The 17077-nt window shown below is 46.2% G+C and carries 16 protein-coding genes and 1 other RNA gene; 1 reads left to right on the forward strand and 16 read right to left on the reverse strand.

Annotated elements, in window-relative coordinates; genetic code table 11:
• A complete protein-coding gene (gene tyrS / locus LZG75_RS00220; protein WP_233924557.1) occupies positions 1-1239 on the reverse strand; it encodes a tyrosine--tRNA ligase in 1239 nt (412 codons plus the stop codon).
• 99 nt (positions 1240-1338) lie between these two features.
• On the opposite strand from tyrS, the gene LZG75_RS00225 reads away from it, so the two are divergent.
• The gene (locus tag LZG75_RS00225; protein WP_233924555.1) at positions 1339-2490 is read left to right on the forward strand and encodes an anhydro-N-acetylmuramic acid kinase; all 1152 of its coding nucleotides are present in this window, start codon (positions 1339-1341) and stop codon (positions 2488-2490) included.
• Positions 2491-2501: 11 nt separating this feature from the next.
• Here the strand turns inward: LZG75_RS00225 and erpA are convergent, their stop codons facing one another.
• The 15 genes from erpA to ubiE all read right to left on the reverse strand — a co-directional run bounded on the left by erpA (position 2502) and on the right by ubiE (position 17033).
• Complete coding sequence (erpA, locus tag LZG75_RS00230; RefSeq protein WP_233924553.1) at positions 2502-2933, reverse strand: iron-sulfur cluster insertion protein ErpA; 432 nt, start codon at positions 2931-2933, stop codon at positions 2502-2504.
• Between the two features lie 127 nt (positions 2934-3060).
• Positions 3061-4119 (reverse strand): N-acetyl-gamma-glutamyl-phosphate reductase, encoded by a 1059-nt coding sequence (argC, locus tag LZG75_RS00235; RefSeq protein WP_233924552.1) that lies wholly within the window; start codon positions 4117-4119, stop codon positions 3061-3063.
• Positions 4120-4209: 90 nt separating this feature from the next.
• A complete protein-coding gene (gene rpsI, locus LZG75_RS00240; RefSeq protein ID WP_233924551.1) occupies positions 4210-4611 on the reverse strand; it encodes a 30S ribosomal protein S9 in 402 nt (133 codons plus the stop codon).
• A gap of 9 nt (positions 4612-4620) precedes the next feature.
• A complete protein-coding gene (gene rplM, locus LZG75_RS00245) occupies positions 4621-5049 on the reverse strand; it encodes a 50S ribosomal protein L13 (RefSeq protein WP_233924550.1) in 429 nt (142 codons plus the stop codon).
• Positions 5050-5484: 435 nt separating this feature from the next.
• An RNA gene (gene rnpB, locus LZG75_RS00250) (RNase P RNA component class A) lies at positions 5485-5792 on the reverse strand.
• 79 nt (positions 5793-5871) lie between these two features.
• On the reverse strand, positions 5872-6933 hold the full coding sequence (gene pyrC / locus LZG75_RS00255) for a dihydroorotase (RefSeq protein WP_233934722.1): 1062 nt from the start codon (positions 6931-6933) through the stop codon (positions 5872-5874).
• Positions 6934-6937: 4 nt separating this feature from the next.
• Positions 6938-8272 (reverse strand): glycerate kinase, encoded by a 1335-nt coding sequence (locus LZG75_RS00260; RefSeq protein ID WP_233924549.1) that lies wholly within the window; start codon positions 8270-8272, stop codon positions 6938-6940.
• 37 nt (positions 8273-8309) lie between these two features.
• Positions 8310-10157, reverse strand: a complete 1848-nt coding sequence (locus tag LZG75_RS00265) for an ABC transporter ATP-binding protein/permease (RefSeq protein WP_233934723.1) — start codon at positions 10155-10157, stop codon at positions 8310-8312.
• 9 nt (positions 10158-10166) lie between these two features.
• Positions 10167-10619, reverse strand: coding sequence for a dihydroneopterin triphosphate diphosphatase (gene nudB / locus LZG75_RS00270; protein WP_233924547.1), 453 nt, complete (start codon positions 10617-10619; stop codon positions 10167-10169).
• Between the two features lies 1 nt (position 10620).
• Positions 10621-12420, reverse strand: a complete 1800-nt coding sequence (aspS, locus tag LZG75_RS00275; protein ID WP_233934724.1) for an aspartate--tRNA ligase — start codon at positions 12418-12420, stop codon at positions 10621-10623.
• 9 nt (positions 12421-12429) lie between these two features.
• On the reverse strand, positions 12430-13089 hold the full coding sequence (locus LZG75_RS00280) for a DUF502 domain-containing protein (RefSeq protein WP_233934725.1): 660 nt from the start codon (positions 13087-13089) through the stop codon (positions 12430-12432).
• Positions 13090-13143: 54 nt separating this feature from the next.
• A complete protein-coding gene (ubiB, locus tag LZG75_RS00285; protein ID WP_233934726.1) occupies positions 13144-14721 on the reverse strand; it encodes a ubiquinone biosynthesis regulatory protein kinase UbiB in 1578 nt (525 codons plus the stop codon).
• A 3-nt stretch (positions 14722-14724) separates the two neighbouring features.
• Positions 14725-15354, reverse strand: a complete 630-nt coding sequence (locus LZG75_RS00290; RefSeq protein ID WP_233934727.1) for an SCP2 domain-containing protein — start codon at positions 15352-15354, stop codon at positions 14725-14727.
• A 2-nt stretch (positions 15355-15356) separates the two neighbouring features.
• Entirely contained in the window at positions 15357-16259 is a 903-nt protein-coding gene (locus tag LZG75_RS00295; RefSeq protein ID WP_233934728.1) for a Tim44 domain-containing protein, read from the reverse strand.
• A 30-nt stretch (positions 16260-16289) separates the two neighbouring features.
• Positions 16290-17033, reverse strand: coding sequence for a bifunctional demethylmenaquinone methyltransferase/2-methoxy-6-polyprenyl-1,4-benzoquinol methylase UbiE (gene ubiE, locus LZG75_RS00300; RefSeq protein WP_233924538.1), 744 nt, complete (start codon positions 17031-17033; stop codon positions 16290-16292).
• Between the last annotated feature and the right edge of the window lie 44 nt (positions 17034-17077).

Consider the following 17077-nt stretch of genomic DNA (forward strand, 5'->3'; position numbering starts at 1 on the left):
TTATTTAGTGAGCGTTACTTTTGCAAAGCGGCGCTTCCCAAGCTGCACAATATAATTTCCAGCTTCGAGTTTTATCGTTTTATCGCTAATCACCACACCATCAATCTTCACGCCGTTTTGTTCAATATTGCGATTTGCTTCGGTGGTCGATGGCGCTAAACCAGCCATTTTTAAAAGGGCTGCAAGGCCCAAGGGGGCGCCTTGGAGGGCTAGCTCGGGGATATCGTCGGGCACCCCTCCCTTAGCGCGATGATTAAAATCTTCGAGGGCTTTATCGGCTGCTTGGCTTGAATGAAAACGACTTACTATTTCTTGTGCGAGTAGCACTTTACAGTCGCGCGGGTTACGGCCCGCAGCAACTTCTTGTTTCATTAAATCAATTTCCGCTACGGGACGAAATGATAAAAGTAAATAGTAATCCCACATTAACTCATCCGAAATACTCATGAGCTTGCCAAACATTTCATTCGCTGACTCACTAATACCGACATAGTTATTTTTAGACTTACTCATTTTTTCAACGCCATCAAGCCCAACCAGCAAGGGCATCGTTAAGATGCACTGGGGTTCTTGGCCATACTCACGTTGTAATTCACGGCCTACTAGTAAATTAAATTTTTGATCGGTGCCCCCAAGCTCTAAATCACTTTTCAAGGCTACTGAGTCATAGCCTTGCATTAAGGGATATAAAAATTCATGGACCGAGATTGGTGTGCCACTCTTATACCGTTTCGTAAAATCATCACGCTCAAGCATACGCGCCACAGTATATTTTGCCGCTAATTGAATCATGCCGCGCGCGCCTAGTGGGTCACACCACTCGCTGTTGTAACGGACCTCGGTTTTATCCGCATCTAGAACCATACTCGCTTGCTTGTAATAAGTCTGGGCATTTTCTGCAATAGCCTCAGCGGTTAATGGTGGGCGGGTTGAATTGCGGCCCGAGGGGTCACCAATCATGCTGGTGAAATCGCCAATTAAGAAAATTACGGTATGGCCTAAATCTTGTAATTGACGCAGTTTGTTTAATACCACTGTATGCCCTAAATGAATATCTGGGGCGGTGGGGTCAAGCCCTAATTTAATCCGTAAGGGCTGCCCAGTGGCTTGGCTGCGAGCTAACTTAGTCAGCCAGTCGGCCTCAACTAACAGCTCGTCGCAGCCGCGTTTGGTCACTTCTAGCGCTGTAAATACAGCCGGAGTCAAAGGGAAGTTGTTTTGCTGGTTTTTAGCCGTCATACTGAATTAAATGGGCGTGTGAGTAAGTTGCCTTGTCATTGTCTAAAATGAATCCATGTCATTGTCGCATCTCTTAGGAATAGGCTGAAAAACCATCAAATGGAGGGATTAGCCATCGCCACACCAGCAGCCTTTTATGTGGGCATCATGTCGGGCACGAGCTTAGATGGTGTTGACGCAGTCTTGGCCAAAATTGCTGCAGATGGCCAAACCCAGCCGCTTGAGTGTGTCAGCGCCCCTTTTGCCCCAGCCCTTAGGCAAATGCTATTTGAATTACAAAGTGCGGGCGTTAATGAAATCCATCGCGAGCATTTAGCTGCAAATGATTTAGCGCTGGCCTATGCTCAAGTGCTAGAAACATTGCTTACTAAAGCACAACTGCAAGCACAAGATATTATTGCAATTGGTGCGCATGGCCAAACAATTCGTCACCAGCCAAGCCTGCTAAATGGTCATGCTTATACGCACCAAACTCTCAATGCGGCATTATTGGCAGAAAAATCGGGTATTGCTGTCGTCGCCGATTTTCGCCAACGTGATTTAGCTGCTGGGGGGCAAGGTGCACCTTTAGTGCCCGCCTTTCATGCGCAGCAATTTAACTCAACTACCGAAAATCGGGTAGTCCTCAATCTTGGTGGTATTGCTAATGTAACCCTCTTACCAAAAGCAGGAGGTTCAGTCATGGGTTTTGATACTGGGCCTGCCAACCTATTACTTGATAGCTGGATACAAACTAGTCTAGGTAAGCCCTTTGATGAGGGTGGTGCGTGGGGAGCAAGTGGCAGATGTGACACCACATTACTCCAAGCCATGATTCGCGAACCTTATTTTCAACAAGCGCCACCCAAAAGTACTGGACGAGATTACTTTCACTTAGCTTGGCTTGAATACCATTTGATGGGCCAAAAGCGCAAGCCCGAAGACGTGCAGGCAACGTTAATGGCGCTCACCTGCGCTACCGTATCCAACACCCTAAAACACTATTTTCCCCAGATAGAGCGCCTCATCATTTGTGGCGGAGGTGCCAATAACACGGCTTTAATTTCCTTACTACGCGCAAATGCAGTAGAAGTGTTGGGACACTCTTTAGCGATTGACTTAAGCGTTGACCATGGAGTTCAGCCGCAATGGGTTGAAGGCTTAGCTTTTGCTTGGCTAGCTTGGGCTCACATAAACAAACGGCCAGCAAATCTGCCGGCCGTAACAGGTGCAACAGGACCCCGTGTACTAGGCGCCTATTACCCTAAATAAATGTGTAAAAGTTAGGCTGAGAATGACGAGCCGCAGCCACAGGTAGTCGTTGCATTGGGGTTTTTAATCACAAACTGTGAACCATTAATATCTTCTTTGTAATCAATTTCTGCGCCCACCAAATATTGAAAACTCATTGAGTCTACCAATAAGGTCACACCATTTTTTTCAAATTGAGTATCGTCTTCATTGACTGCATCATCAAACGTGAAGCCGTATTGAAAACCGGAGCAGCCGCCGCCCTGAACAAACACGCGCAACTTTAGTTCATTATTACCTTCTTCAGCAATGAGATCAGCTACCTTAGCTGCAGCACTATCGGTAAAAATAAGTGGGGTTGGTGGCTCCGATGAATCTAGAGTGCTGGCAATGGTGGCAACAGCCGCGGCACCAGCAACAGTGGCATCAATAGCAGTATCAGTAGTAACGGATGGTTGTGTCATAACAAAACTCCTTAGTCAAAAGACAATAGCTCATTTTAGGCTTTAAATCCCGAGTCTGCACAAGTGGTGCTTAAAAGCAAAGCGCTTACTGAGGCCAATAAAACTGTAATGATCTAACAATATCCCCTTATGGCAATAGGGCAATTTGCTCTAAACCCATCGTTTCAGGTAAACCGAACATTAAATTGAGACATTGCACCCCCTGCCCCGAGGCCCCTTTTACTAAGTTATCTTCGACCACCAAAATTACCAAAGTATCGCCATTTGCTGGGCGATGAAGCGCTATTCTGATGTTATTGCTACCCCGTACTGAACGGGTTTCAGGATGGCTTCCCGCAGGCATAACATCGACAAAGGGCTCGTCACGATAATAATTTTCGTAGAGTTGCTGATAATCTTGGGTCATCCCACGCGCTGTTAAACGCGCATAAATAGTTGCATGAATACCCCGAATCATGGGGGTTAAGTGCGGTACAAAAGTAAGGGCGATTTGTTCATGACCCGCAATCGCTTTCAAGCCTTGGGTAATTTCTGGTAGATGGCGATGGCCCTTGACTGCATAAGCCTTAAAATTATCACTAGCTTCGGCGAGCAAAGTACCAATTTCTGCTTTTCTACCAGCACCAGAAGTGCCCGATTTTGCATCGGCAATAATATGTTCGGTATCGACCAAGGCGCCCGCTTGATTATTACTTGGCGCTAATAAAGGGGCTAAACCCAATTGCACTGAAGTTGGATAGCACCCTGCTAAACCAATCACTCGTGCTTGTTGAATTGCTGCCCGATTGATTTCAGGTAAGCCATATACCGCTTCGGCCAAGATTTCGGGGCAAGCATGCGGCATGCCATACCATTGCGCAAATTCGGCAGGATCTTTTAAACGAAAATCGGCGGCTAAATCTAAAATCTTTACACCAGCCGCTAATAGTTCTTTAGCTTGTGACATAGCCACGCCATGCGGTGTAGCAAAAAATACTGCATCACATTTTTTTAGATTAGCGGCGTCTGGGGTTGTAAATACTAAATCTAGCTTCCCCCGCAAAGAGGGGAACATCTCTGCAACAGACATGCCGGCTTCGCTACGCGATGTAATTGCTTCAATCTGAACCTGGGGATGCTGCGCCAATAGCCGCAACAACTCCACGCCGGTATAGCCCGTTCCGCCCACAATGCCAACTTTAATCATGACCTTCTCCTCATTACCCCACTCTATATGCGTATTGTAAAAACAAAAAGGGCCGCTTGCGCGACCCTGTCGAAAACAGTTTGAATGAAATTAACGCTTACTAAACTGTTTACGGCGACGCGCGCCATGTAAACCAACCTTTTTACGCTCCACTTCACGTGCATCACGAGTGACTAAACCAGCCTTTGATAAGGTCGGTTTTAAAGCATTATCGTAATCAATTAAAGCCCGAGTAACACCGTGGCGCACTGCACCAGCTTGGCCTGTTTCGCCACCACCATGGACATTCACTTTAATATCAAAAGTAGTGAGATGGCTAGTTAAAGCCAATGGTTGACGCGCAATCATGCGCGAAGTTTCACGTGCAAAATAAGCATCAATGGGCTTACCATTAACGATAATGTCGCCTTTGCCTGATTTAATAAATACACGTGCAACTGAGCTCTTGCGACGCCCAGTACCGTAATTCCAATTTCCGTAATTCGTTGCCATATGGGGTCCTTAGATCTCTAGCGCTTTAGGCTGTTGAGCCGAATGTGGATGATCGGCGTCGCCGTACACCTTCAATTTCTTAATCATGGCGTAGCCGAGTGGGCCTTTAGGTAACATACCTTTAACCGCTTTTTCTAATGCACGACCTGGAAAACGCTCTTGCATTTTGTCAAAGTTAGTCGAGCTAATACCACCTGGGTATCCGCTATGACGGTAATAAATTTTGTTTAAGCCCTTAGTACCGGTAACGCGTAGCTTGGCAGAGTTAATGACGACGATAAAATCGCCGGTATCAACGTGGGGGGTAAATTCGGGTTTGTGCTTGCCGCGTAGACGGAGTGCCACTTCACTGGCGACACGACCGAGGACTTTGTCCGTAGCGTCAATCACGAACCAGTCACGCTTTACCTCAGCGGGTTTTGCGGAAAAAGTTTTCATGATTTTCTTTAATTGTTATAGCCATTATTACCCCAACTAAACTACATTCACCTTGGCCCTGCTTATGTTTGCAGGCTCGCAGTTTTTATGCACCTTAACTGGTAAAACCATTACCGCTGGCTAGATCGATAATTTAGTAAAGCCTTGAATTCTAACCTAAAAAAAGGCCCAGGACTAGGTCCTGGGCTGAAATCCACCTTTGTTTGGGTGGAGGAGACACTGGGAGTGACGGTAATTCCCCTTTTGAAAACAAGGAAAAACCGCACAATGAATTCATTCTATCTGGCGTAATGGTGCATTGCAAGAATTATTTGGGTTTACCCTAGTCTTATAAATGTGCTGCACGGATTTTAAATGAAATAAAACTATAAGTTACTGTTTTAATTAACTTTTTTATAAAGTGAACGCACACTAACATATTTATATGGAGAGAAGGTGCAGAGTCAATCGATAAGCCGGATTCTGTCGCCTAAACTTTCATTTAGGGGCAATCATTCCTCTAGGCCGGCAGTTACCTGACGGCTCAAGCTCCCTACCCGCAGACTCAGCGGGACGCCTCATCGTCTGCTTACTTGGGATTGCTCCAGGTGGAGGTTACCGCGTTTCACCGTAACTAAATACGCTCGTCTCTGTGGCCCTATTCCGCACGTCGCCGTGGATGGCTGTTAGCCAACACCTTTCCCTATGGAGTCCGGACTTTCCTCCCCCTCCTTAAAAGAGGCGGCGATTGCCTAATTGACTCTGCGCTTGAAGTCTAACGCAGTCGCCAGAATTTAGTTTAAAAATGAGATTGTAAATTCAGCTTGGGGCGGATAAGAGCGCTTATGTGAGCGACCACGCAATGCTTTCACCTGCCCGCAATGGCACGATGGTGGTATCACCCAAAGGTAGTTCAGTTGGCACTAGCTGCGCCTGCTTTTGTAAGCGAATGATTTCGGTATTCCGCGGCAAACCGTAAAAATCGGCGCCATAAAAACTGGCAAATGCTTCAAGCCGATCAAGCCGCCCAAGCGATTCAAAGGCTTCAGCATATAAACCCAAGGCATTAAAAGCACTAAAACACCCAGCACAACCACAAGCATTTTCTTTTAAACCCTTCGGATGGGGTGCACTATCGGTTCCCAAAAAGAAACGGGCATTTCCACTCGTAGCCACTTCAAGCAATGCTAAACGATGTTCTTCTCGCTTTAAAACTGGCAAACAATAATGATGGGGTCGAATACCACCAGAAAAAATAGCGTTGCGGTTCATCAGTAAATGTTGAGGGGTAATAGTAGCGCCCAAGATATTTTTATTCGCCGTATGCGCATCGCGCACATACTGCGCCGCTTGCAATGTAGTTATGTGCTCGAAGACAATGCGCAATTCTGGAAAATCCCGCCGCAATGGCTCAAGAACGCGATCAATAAAAACTGCTTCGCGATCAAATACGTCAATGCTTGGGTCAGTCGTTTCTCCGTGAATTAATAAAGGCAAGTTCGCTTTTTGCATTGCCTCAAGAACTGCACTGCAGTGCTTTAAATTGCTCACCCCAGAATCACTATTGGTGGTGGCGCCAGCAGGATATAGCTTGATACCTACGATGCCCGCATCTTTGGCCTTTTGCACCTCTGTCGCCGCGGTATTGTCGGTTAGGTACAAAGTCATTAACGGTGTAAATTGATTTGTAGCTAGTTGCTGTAATTGCAACTCGATGCGCTCACGATAAGCTTGGGCTAGCGCTACCGTCGTAATTGGCGGTTGCAAATTAGGCATGATCACTGCCCGCGCAAATTGCTTTACGGTATGCGATAACACGTCTTTAAGTACCACTCCATCGCGAATATGTAAATGCCAGTCGTCTGGTTTCACCATACTAATAGAGGCGAGCGAATTGAGTGACATGGCTTTAATTTTTCCCCAGCAAAATAATGCGGAAATCATTGACGTTAGTCAGTGTAGGACCAGTATCGACTAAAGCATTCAATTCTGCAAAAAAACCATAACAATCGTGTTTCATTAAAAATACTGTGGGACTTAAGTTCCGCTCTTTCGCCAGCTTGCGAACCTCGGGCGTAAACCAAGCGCCAGCATTCGATTCGCTCCCATCAATGCCATCGGTATCTGCTGCTAAAGCAGCGATATGGGGTAAGTCGCTCGTCGCTGCCAAGAGGGCGAGAAGAAATTCACTGCAACGACCACCACGACCTTTCATCTCGGCCGGAATAGTGACAGTACATTCACCCCCAGAAATAAGCGCTACGGGCAACTTGGCCCATTGTTGATGCTGGATAATTTCGCGGGCAATAGCTGCATGAACTAAAGCCACATCATGTGCTTCACCAGTAACCGTGTCTCCTAAAATAATGGGGTTATAGCCTTGACTGGCGATGAAGTTGGCAGCGGCTTGCAAGCTTTGGCGCGCAGTTGCAATTACATGATTACGGACTGGCGCCCCAACTAAATCTGCTTCTTTTAAAGTTTCAGGAATTTTCCCTTCGCTCCCAGCTTGCAAATGTTGTAAAACACTTGCCGGTAAATTGCGCGCATTCAAATTGTATTTAACCAAAATGGCTAGCGCATTGTCATAGCTAGAGTAATCGGCTGCACAAGGTCCGCTGGCAATATCTGCAGGATGGTCGCCAGTGACGTCGGAAATTAATAAAGCCTCTACCCGTGCACCGCGCGCCATCGCACTACGGGCTAAGTTTCCACCCAAAATGGCGGAAAGATGTTTGCGCACAATATTCATCTCTTCGATAGGTGCGCCACTCCGTAACAAGGCTTCAGTGGTTTGGCGCATATCGGCCATGCTGATACCAGTTTGGGGTAAAGTCAGAAGGCTCGAGCCGCCACCCGAAACCAGCACGATGAGTGTCTCACCGGCCTGCAGTTCTTGCACGCGCTGTAGAATTTCAATTGCCCCATCCATACCTGCTTGATCAGGCACTGGGTGACCTGCTTCAACGATGCGGATCGCTTGGGTTGGCGCACGATGACCATACCGCGTTAAAACTAAGCCCTCGAGCTTGGCCTTTGGCCAGCTTGATGCAGCGTAAGTCTCTAAGGCGCTTGCCATAGCAGCACTTGCTTTGCCTGCGCCCACCACTAAGCAGCGGCCTTGCGGCTCTGTACCAGCAGGAAAAATCTGCTTTAAACAAGCGGCCATGATATGGCGTGGTTCTGCTAGTTGTAAGGCAGCCGCAAAGGCTTGCTGCAAAATAGCTTGGGTATTGTTAATCATGAGCTAATTCTAAACAATGACTAGCTGATGTGCTCAGTTAGTGATCTTGTACGGCATTTTCACTGCGCTCTTGCATTTGCCACATTTCCGCATATTTGCCGTTGAACTCAACTAATTCAAGATGAGTACCGCGCTCAATAATACGTCCTTGATCCATCACTAAAATTTGATCGGCATGCACGATAGTAGAAAGACGATGGGCAATAATTAAAGTCGTACGATTGCGCGCCAACCCTAACATCTCTTCTTGAAGGGCGCGCTCAGTTTTAGAATCTAGCGCCGACGTCGCCTCATCGAATAGCAACATGGCTGGCTGTTTAAGTAAGGTGCGTGCAATCGCTACACGTTGTTTTTCACCGCCCGACAACTTTAAGCCGCGCTCGCCAACCTGCGTTTCAAAACCATCAGGCAATCGTTCGATTAAGCTATCAATTTGAGCGGCGCGAGCAGCATCACGAACCTCAGTAATACTTGCATCAGGTCTGCCATAGGCAATATTATAGGCAATGGTGTCATTAAATAAAACGGTATCTTGCGGCACGATACCAATGGCTTTCCGTAAACTGGTTTGCTGGACTAACTGAATATTTTGGCCATCAATTAGAATTTTGCCGGCCTGCACATCATAGAAACGAAATAGCAGCCGCGCTATCGTACTTTTACCAGCACCACTTTGACCAACAATTGCCGTGATGGTGCCCGCAGGAATCGTAAAGCTCACATCATGCAAAATTTCTCGCCGCGCCTCATAGCTAAATGAAACATGCTCAAATTGCACTTTTGGACCGGTTGCATAGTTATTGATTACGAGTGGTTTCGCGCCTGGAATATCAGCGATTTCTTTTTCAGTCTCCAGTAAAGAAAACATGCGATCCATATCTGTGAGCGCTTGTTTAATTTCACGATAGATAACACCCAAGAAATTGAGTGGGATGTAGAGCTGAATCATCAAGGTATTGACTAAAACTAAATCGCCTAAAGTCATCGTGCCATCAATAACGCCTAATGTAGCGCGCCACAAAATAAGCACTAAGCCAACGCCAATAATACTTTGTTGACCTAAGTTAAGTATGGCTAACGATTTTTGCGATTGAATTGCTGCAGTTTGATAACGCAATAAATTTTCATCGTAACGGCGGGCCTCAAAGCGCTCGTTACCAAAATATTTAACTGTTTCAAAATTGAGTAGCGAATCAATCGCTTTCTGATTAGCGCGCGAATCCATTTTGTTCATGGTGCGACGAAATTGGGTACGCCATTCGGTAACCATGACAGTAAAGCTAATATAGAAAACAAGGGCGACTAATGTTATCGCGGCAAACCAATAGTTATAGCTATAGGCAAAATATCCTAGCACCAAAGCAAACTCAATCAGCGTAGGCAAAATGCTGTACAAGGAATAAGAAATTAAGGATTGAATACCGCGCGTACCGCGCTCAATATCGCGACTAACCCCTCCGGTTTGTCTCGCCAAATGAAAGCTTAAAGCCAACCCATGCAAGTGCTCAAAGACCTGCAAGGCTACTTTACGTACGGCATTTTGAGTGACCCGGGCGAACAATCCCTCTCTTAATTCATTAAATAAAGCTGCAGAAAACCGTAATAGCCCATAAGCAATAATTAGTGCTAGGGGGACGGCTAATACAGCTTGAGGTGTGCTAATTTTGATATTGAGCGTATCAATTAAACTCTTCATTAAAATGGGAATGCCCAAGTTAGCAAATTTAGCTGCAACCATACAGAGTAAAGCCAAGATAACGCGGGTCTTATGCTCTAAAAGGTAAGGTAATAAATCGCGGATGGCGCGCCAATCACTGCGCTTTGCACTAGCACCCTTTGCGTTTGCTGGAGGTGTGTCCGTTGGATGGTGGGATGCTGGTCTCATCCGCTTATCTTAACCACAATTGGATAGCTTAAATAAGGTCTCAATGGCCAAACGATTGCTCTCTGAAAAACATTTAGACGCAGCCAATTCGGGCGGCAGCCATTCGTAGGCAATGTGCTCATCAGGCGCCAGAGTAATTTTGCTAGCTTGGGGAACTAAAAGCGCAAACCAATGTTCTGTATTGCGTGTAACCCCAGCAGCGTAACGATGGCGCCATTGTGGATAAATTTCATATTCAACCTGGTGATGCATATCTTGTAATGCCGTTGGGTTTAACAATGCCACTTGAATTCCCGTTTCTTCAAATACTTCACGCTCGGCTGCGGTTTTTAATGGCTCATGTAAATGATCGAGGCTGCCAGTTACCGACTGCCAAAACGCCTGACGATCAGCGCGCTCAATTAGCAAAACAGCGCCACTGGTATCGTAAATAACTACCAATACTGAAATTGGTATTTTCAAGTTAACCCGCTGGGCTTACCTGACGTAAGCGAATATGTAATTCACGTAACTGCCGTTCATCAACCGCGCTAGGAGCCTGAGTAAGTAAGCATTGAGCGCGTTGTGTTTTAGGGAAAGCAATAACATCGCGAATCGACTCAGCACCAGTCATCATTGTGACAATACGATCGAGGCCGAAGGCAATACCACCATGGGGTGGCGCACCATACTGCAGGGCATCGAGCAAGAAACCAAACTTAGACTGAGCCTCTTCTGGGCCAATTTTTAAGGCCCGAAAAACTTGGCTTTGGACTGCCTCTTGGTGAATACGCACTGAACCGCCACCGATTTCACTGCCATTTAACACCATATCGTAGGCTTTGGCTAAACATTGGCCTGGATTACTATCGAGAAGAGATAGATGCTCATCTTTAGGGCTGGTAAAAGGGTGATGACAAGCAACCCACCGAGCATCACCTTCATCATAATCAAACATAGGGAAGTCAACTATCCAGAGCGGCTTCCATCCTTCAGTAAATAAACCGTGCTCTTTACCCCAAGCAGAATGGCCAATTCGTAAACGCAAATTGCCAATCGCATCATTTACTATTTTGGCTTTATCAGCGCCAAAGAAAATGATGTCGCCATCTTGTGCATTAGTGCGACTTAAAATTTCGTTAATTGCTGCATCGTGTAAATTTTTTACAATCGGCGATTGCAAACCATTGCGGCCTTCCGCACGTGAGTTCACCTTAATCCACGCCAAACCCTTGGCGCCATAAATGGTCACAAACTGGGTGTAATCATCAATTTCACTCCGACTTATTTGGGCTCCACCTGGCACACATAAAGCGACAACGCGGCCCTCTGCTTGGTTGGCAGCGCTAGAAAATACCTTGAAATCGACATCTTTCATGACATCGGTCAGCTCGGTAAACTCTAGCGCAATTCGTAAATCAGGTTTATCCGAACCATAACGAGCCATGCCCTCGGCATACGGCATGACGGGAAAAGGCTTGGGCAGCTCGACTTGCATCACGGCTTTAAAAATATGATGAATCATTTTTTCAAATAATTCGCGAATTTCTATTTCATTTAAAAACGCAGTTTCGCAATCAATCTGGGTGAATTCAGGCTGGCGATCAGCGCGTAAATCTTCATCCCGAAAACATTTAGTAATTTGATAATAGCGATCAAAACCCGCCACCATGAGTAATTGTTTAAATAGTTGCGGAGATTGGGGTAAAGCAAAAAATTGCCCATCGTGAACTCGTGACGGCACCAAATAATCACGTGCGCCTTCAGGTGTGCTCTTGGTCAGCATGGGAGTTTCTATGTCGATAAAACCTGCAGCGTCAAGATAGCGCCGCGTTTCCATTGCAACTTGGTAACGTAAACGTAAATTCTTTTGCATCTGCGGACGACGTAAATCTAAAACGCGGTGGGTTAAACGGGTGGTTTCAGAAAGGTTTTCATCGTCCAGCAAAAAAGGTGGAGTTACAGAGGCATTCAAAATATGCAATCGATGACAAAGTACTTCAACTTTACCGCTGGCTAAATCGAGATTTTCGGTACCAGCTGGTCGTGCTCGTACTTTACCAATAATTTGAATACAAAACTCATTCCGTACTTGCTCAGCCAGCTTAAACATCTCTGGTCTATCGGGGTCGCAAACGACCTGCACAAACCCTTGATGGTCCCGTAAATCAATAAAAATGACCCCTCCATGATCGCGGCGGCGATTAACCCAGCCAGCCAGTGTGACTTCTTGGCCGATAAGAGCATCGGTAACTTGGCCGCAGGTGTGACTTCGCATCGACATACTTATTTCCTATGAAGCAGAGGGCTTTGATAGCTGTGTTGTGCTTAATGCACTAGCAGCAATTGGAGGTACTGTTCCCATTGACACGATGTATTTGAGCGCTTCTTCAACATTCATATCTAATTCAATGACTTCACTACGGGGGAGGATCATAAAAAAACCAGAGGTTGGGTTTGGGGTGGTAGGTAAAAATACGTTGACATAATCGCCGCCGAGTTTATTTTGTATCTCTTCGGTAGGCGAGCCAATTTGGAATGCTACTGCCCAGGAATTGGCATGTGGATAATGAATTAATAAGGCCTTACGAAATGCTTGTCCGCTACCTGAAAATAAGGTTGATGAAACTTGCTTAACACTAGGATAAATGGAGCGCACAATGGGAATACGGGTCATCTGTTTATCCCAAAACCGCACCCACCATTGGCCTGCGAAACTAATGGCCATGAGACCCGTGATGATAATAACCAACACGACGATGGCTACACCAACCCCTGGCAAAGCACGGAAGTATTCGAGATCAGCGGTAAATTGACGCGGAAAAACCGCAATAATAACGTGCATGACTGAGCCAAACACGCCATCCAACAGCCCGAGACCCCATGTGATTACCCAAACGGTAACCGCAATCGGCACCCACACCAATATTCCAGCTATAAAGTATTTTTTCATCTGATTAATATGCCCAACCCATGATTTTAACGGTTTGGAAGCGGCAACGGGAGATTAATGTAACTGCAAGGCTATCAGGAAGGCGCCGACCAGAAAACCACCCAAGAAAAGCAAGGCGCCAGCTAGCAAACGCCGGGTGCGACGCTCCTCATCTAATATGGTCTTGAGCACCTCGAGTTCTAAGCTACGGTCTTGTTGGGGGCGCTGCGCCAGACTTTCAGCTATTAAGCGCGGCAAGGTTGGTAGTAGCTTAGCCCAATTTGGCGCCTCTTCCTTGAGACCCTCGAGGAGCCCACGCCAACCCAGCTGCCGACTAACCCATTTTTCTAAGATTGGTTTTGCGGTTTTCCATAAATCAAGGTCTGGGTCAAGTTGGCGACCCAAACCCTCAACATTTAAGAGGGTTTTTTGTAAAAGGGTTAACTGCGGTTGAATTTCAACTTTAAAGCGTCGTGATGTTTGAAATAAGCGCATCAACACAATACCTAAAGAAATTTCTTTGAGGGGTCGATCAAAATAGGGTTCACACACCGCTCTCACCGCACCCTCTAAATCTTCAATGCGGGTTTCGCTTGGCACCCACCCCGATTCAACGTGCAGTTCTGCTACGCGGCGATAGTCGCGGTTAAAGAAGGCTAAAAAATTTTGTGCTAAATAATTTTTATCAAACTGGCTTAAGGTGCCGACAATTCCAAAATCAAGTGAAATGTAACGCCCGAATGTATCGGGCTCAAGACTAATGAGAATATTGCCTGGATGCATATCGGCATGGAAAAACCCATACTGAAAGACTTGAGTAAAAAATATTTCGACACCATCAACCGCTAATTTTTTGAAATCGACACCCGCAGCACGTAACTCATCCATTCTGCCAATCGAAATACCATGCATCCGCTCCATCACCATGACGTTGGTATGACAGAGATCCCAGACCATTTCAGGAATCATTAACTTATCAGAATCAGCAAAATATCGGCGTAGCTGACTTGCATTTGCCGCTTCGCGCATGAGGTCAAGCTCATCATGTAAATACGTGTCAAATTCAGCCACTACTTCGCGGGGCTTTAAACGCCGACCGTCTTCTGAGCTACGCTCAACTAGCTTAGCCAGGTCGTACATTAAGGCAATGTCACCTTCAATGATCGGTAATATTTCAGGGCGTAATACCTTCACTGCGACTAAATAATCACGCCACTCGGGATGCTGTTCATTGCCACGCAAAACCCCAAAATGAACCTGTGCTACTGATGCACTCGCTACGGGAGTGGCATCAAAACTAAGAAACACATCTTCAATTGGACTCCCTAATGCCAACTCAATAATTTCACGCGATTTGGCGTTTGAGAATGGCGGTACTTGATCTTGTAATTTAGCTAATTCATCGGCAATATCTTCTGGCAAGAGATCACGGCGCGTAGAAAGTACCTGCCCAAATTTAACAAAAATGGGTCCTAGTGCTTCGAGAGTCAAACGAATGCGTTCGCCGCGCGGCAAAGTGTTGGGCGAGAACCAGCATAAAACACTTAACAAAGAACGGCGAAGCCCTGGTTTAAGGCTATCGCGCAAGAGCGGCAGTAAGCCAAAGCGCCAAGCAGTAAAAAATATTTTACTTAAACGAACAATGCGGCTCACTATTTACGCAGTCCCTTGCTGTAAACGGTGAATACGCTTTTCTAAGCGCTCGAGTGCATCGCGGGTTTCATTGACCGCAGACTTATGTAGTGCAAAATCTGCTTGCTTAATAAGTACCTGCTTTTCTTCGCTGAGATACTCAACTACGTTCCCCATTAAGTCACGCCTTGCAGATTGTCCTGCCTCATGTAAGCGTTTTACTTGCTTCACCAGAAAATGAGCGGGCGCATCACCGATGAAGCGCGCTAAATCATCTTCATATTCCCAGCGCAATTGACCCGCTAAGCGTCCAATTAGTTGCGCTAAGTCGGCATCGCCAGTTATTTTCACGGCTTTAAAGGCTTTTTCACGAAGCTCGCCCTGCGTAGCAAGTACCTCTGCTAACACGCCAGGGGAAATACTTAAGATTAAATTGCAATTGTCTAAGACCGCAGTTGCATCAAGCGCCTCAACATAACCTACATCGTCAATCATGAAGGCCACCTGCGCCACTGGTAAGCTCAGTTGAATTTGCTTACCAGCATGGCTTGCTAACTCGGCGCGCGCCCAAGACTCTTTACTGAGGACGTGATTAATAGCCTTAGATAGTGCTTTTGCGCTCCAAATTGAAGGCCTAAAAGCCCACTTTTCCATGATTAAATAACTTGCTGAATTCCCGCCAAAACCCAACCTCCAGGCCCTTCTACTGGCTTCGATAAATTCCAAATTTCGGAAAATGAATTTGCTGGAGCGCCAACCTGTTCGCGAATTAAGCCTGAAAACTGTACGCTGCATAGATAGCTACCCGCTGTAGTTTCTATTCCCAAAAGACGCGCCTCTAAGGTAACAACATCGGTTTGGTTTGAGGCTTCAAAGCGAGCCTGTAAATCTTGTTGCAGCGTTGCATACATTTCTGGTGTAGCAAATTCTCGTAAAGAATTTAAATCGCCAACATCCCAGGCTTTTTGTAATTTAATAAAGTATTGTTTGGCATTCTCCAAAAAACCATGCTCATCGAAACCAGGGGGCATATCGAGAGGCGCCTCGACCACTGGCGCACTTGCAACCGGCGCAAAAGTAGGCTCTTGCTGACGAGGAGTTGCTCCATAGCTAGCTCTTTGCATACCGCCGTCAACAGGCGCAACATTGGTTTTAGAAAAAGCAGGTACAAAGCGACGCAGAATAAATAGCGCCACCATACCAATTAAAAAGGCAATTAACACACCGGTAATTAAGGAGGCGATACCTGAGCCCATGTCACCCATGCCTAAATGTGAAAATAAATAACCTAAACCAAGTCCTGCTGCTAAACCGCCCAGTATTCCACCAAATCCGCCAAAGCGACTAGGCGCTGCTGCCGGTGCAGTTGCTGGGGTTGGTGCTGGTGCGGCTTGTGGAGGCTTGGCTACCGGTGCTGGGGTAGCTTGGCGTTGCATTGGCGCAGTTGGGGTACGTCCCATACTTTTGCCCCCGCCTAAACGGGCTGCATCAACTTGCCCAATAAAAGCAAAGAGTAAAACCAAACTGCCAAAAATCAATTTTAGATTTTGCATTTTCATGTTAATTTCTCCTTTAATAAACTAGGGGTTCTAATATTTCACCCCAATATGTAAAGCGACAATACCTCCGCTCAACCTGTGTGTATCAACCTCATCAAAACCCAAGCCTAACATCATGGCTTTTAACGTCTTTGCATCAGGATGCATGCGAATGGATTCAGCTAAATAACGATAACTAGCGGCATCTTTGGCAATTTTCTCGCCCAGCCAAGGTAAGACCTTAAAAGAATAAACATCATACAACGGTTGCAGGAAACGATCAGGTTGTGAAAATTCCAGCACTAGCACCTTACCCCCTGGCTTAATCACCCTGAGCATTTCACTTAAGGCCACTTCTTTATGGGTCATATTACGTAGGCCAAAGGCGACGCTTAAGACGTCAAAATGGTTGCTGGGAAAAGGAATGGCTTCAGCATCAAATTGCACACAGGGCAGCATTAATCCTTGATCTAGCAATCGATCGCGTCCTGTACCCAGCATCGAGGCGTTGATATCGCTAAGCCAAACTTCGGCAGAGGGATTATTTCCCCACTGAGCCGCACGGGCAAAGGCGGCAGCCAAATCGCCGGTGCCCCCAGCAATATCTAAAACAACTTGTCCAGGCTTCACCTGCGCACAAGTAATAGCCCATTTTTTCCACACCCGATGTAATCCAAATGACATGAAGTCATTCATTAGGTCATATTTATTCGCCACCGAATGAAACACTTGAGCAACCTTCGTCGCTTTTTCAGCCTCCTCAACGTCTTCAAAACCAAAGTGGGTTTTTGTCATGACTTGGTAGTTAAGAAGTAAACATCGTTATTAATAAGGTTATT

Origin of the sequence: Polynucleobacter sp. IMCC30063 (assembly GCF_021395235.1) — a bacterium.
GTDB lineage: Bacteria > Pseudomonadota > Gammaproteobacteria > Burkholderiales > Burkholderiaceae > Polynucleobacter.

Bases quoted from the DNA above. Each gene is read 5' to 3' on its own strand.
- tyrS (WP_233924557.1), bottom strand. From the start codon at position 1,239: ATGACGGCTAAAAACCAGCAAAACAACTTCCCTTTGACTCCGGCTGTA.
- LZG75_RS00225 (WP_233924555.1), top strand. From the start codon at position 1,339: ATGGAGGGATTAGCCATCGCCACACCAGCAGCCTTTTATGTGGGCATC.
- erpA (WP_233924553.1), bottom strand. From the start codon at position 2,933: ATGACACAACCATCCGTTACTACTGATACTGCTATTGATGCCACTGTT.
- argC (WP_233924552.1), bottom strand. From the start codon at position 4,119: ATGATTAAAGTTGGCATTGTGGGCGGAACGGGCTATACCGGCGTGGAG.
- rpsI (WP_233924551.1), bottom strand. From the start codon at position 4,611: ATGGCAACGAATTACGGAAATTGGAATTACGGTACTGGGCGTCGCAAG.
- rplM (WP_233924550.1), bottom strand. From the start codon at position 5,049: ATGAAAACTTTTTCCGCAAAACCCGCTGAGGTAAAGCGTGACTGGTTC.
- pyrC (WP_233934722.1), bottom strand. From the start codon at position 6,933: ATGTCACTCAATTCGCTCGCCTCTATTAGTATGGTGAAACCAGACGAC.
- LZG75_RS00260 (WP_233924549.1), bottom strand. From the start codon at position 8,272: ATGATTAACAATACCCAAGCTATTTTGCAGCAAGCCTTTGCGGCTGCC.
- LZG75_RS00265 (WP_233934723.1), bottom strand. From the start codon at position 10,157: ATGAGACCAGCATCCCACCATCCAACGGACACACCTCCAGCAAACGCA.
- aspS (WP_233934724.1), bottom strand. From the start codon at position 12,420: ATGTCGATGCGAAGTCACACCTGCGGCCAAGTTACCGATGCTCTTATC.
- LZG75_RS00280 (WP_233934725.1), bottom strand. From the start codon at position 13,089: ATGAAAAAATACTTTATAGCTGGAATATTGGTGTGGGTGCCGATTGCG.
- LZG75_RS00290 (WP_233934727.1), bottom strand. From the start codon at position 15,354: ATGGAAAAGTGGGCTTTTAGGCCTTCAATTTGGAGCGCAAAAGCACTA.
- LZG75_RS00295 (WP_233934728.1), bottom strand. From the start codon at position 16,259: ATGAAAATGCAAAATCTAAAATTGATTTTTGGCAGTTTGGTTTTACTC.
- ubiE (WP_233924538.1), bottom strand. From the start codon at position 17,033: ATGACAAAAACCCACTTTGGTTTTGAAGACGTTGAGGAGGCTGAAAAA.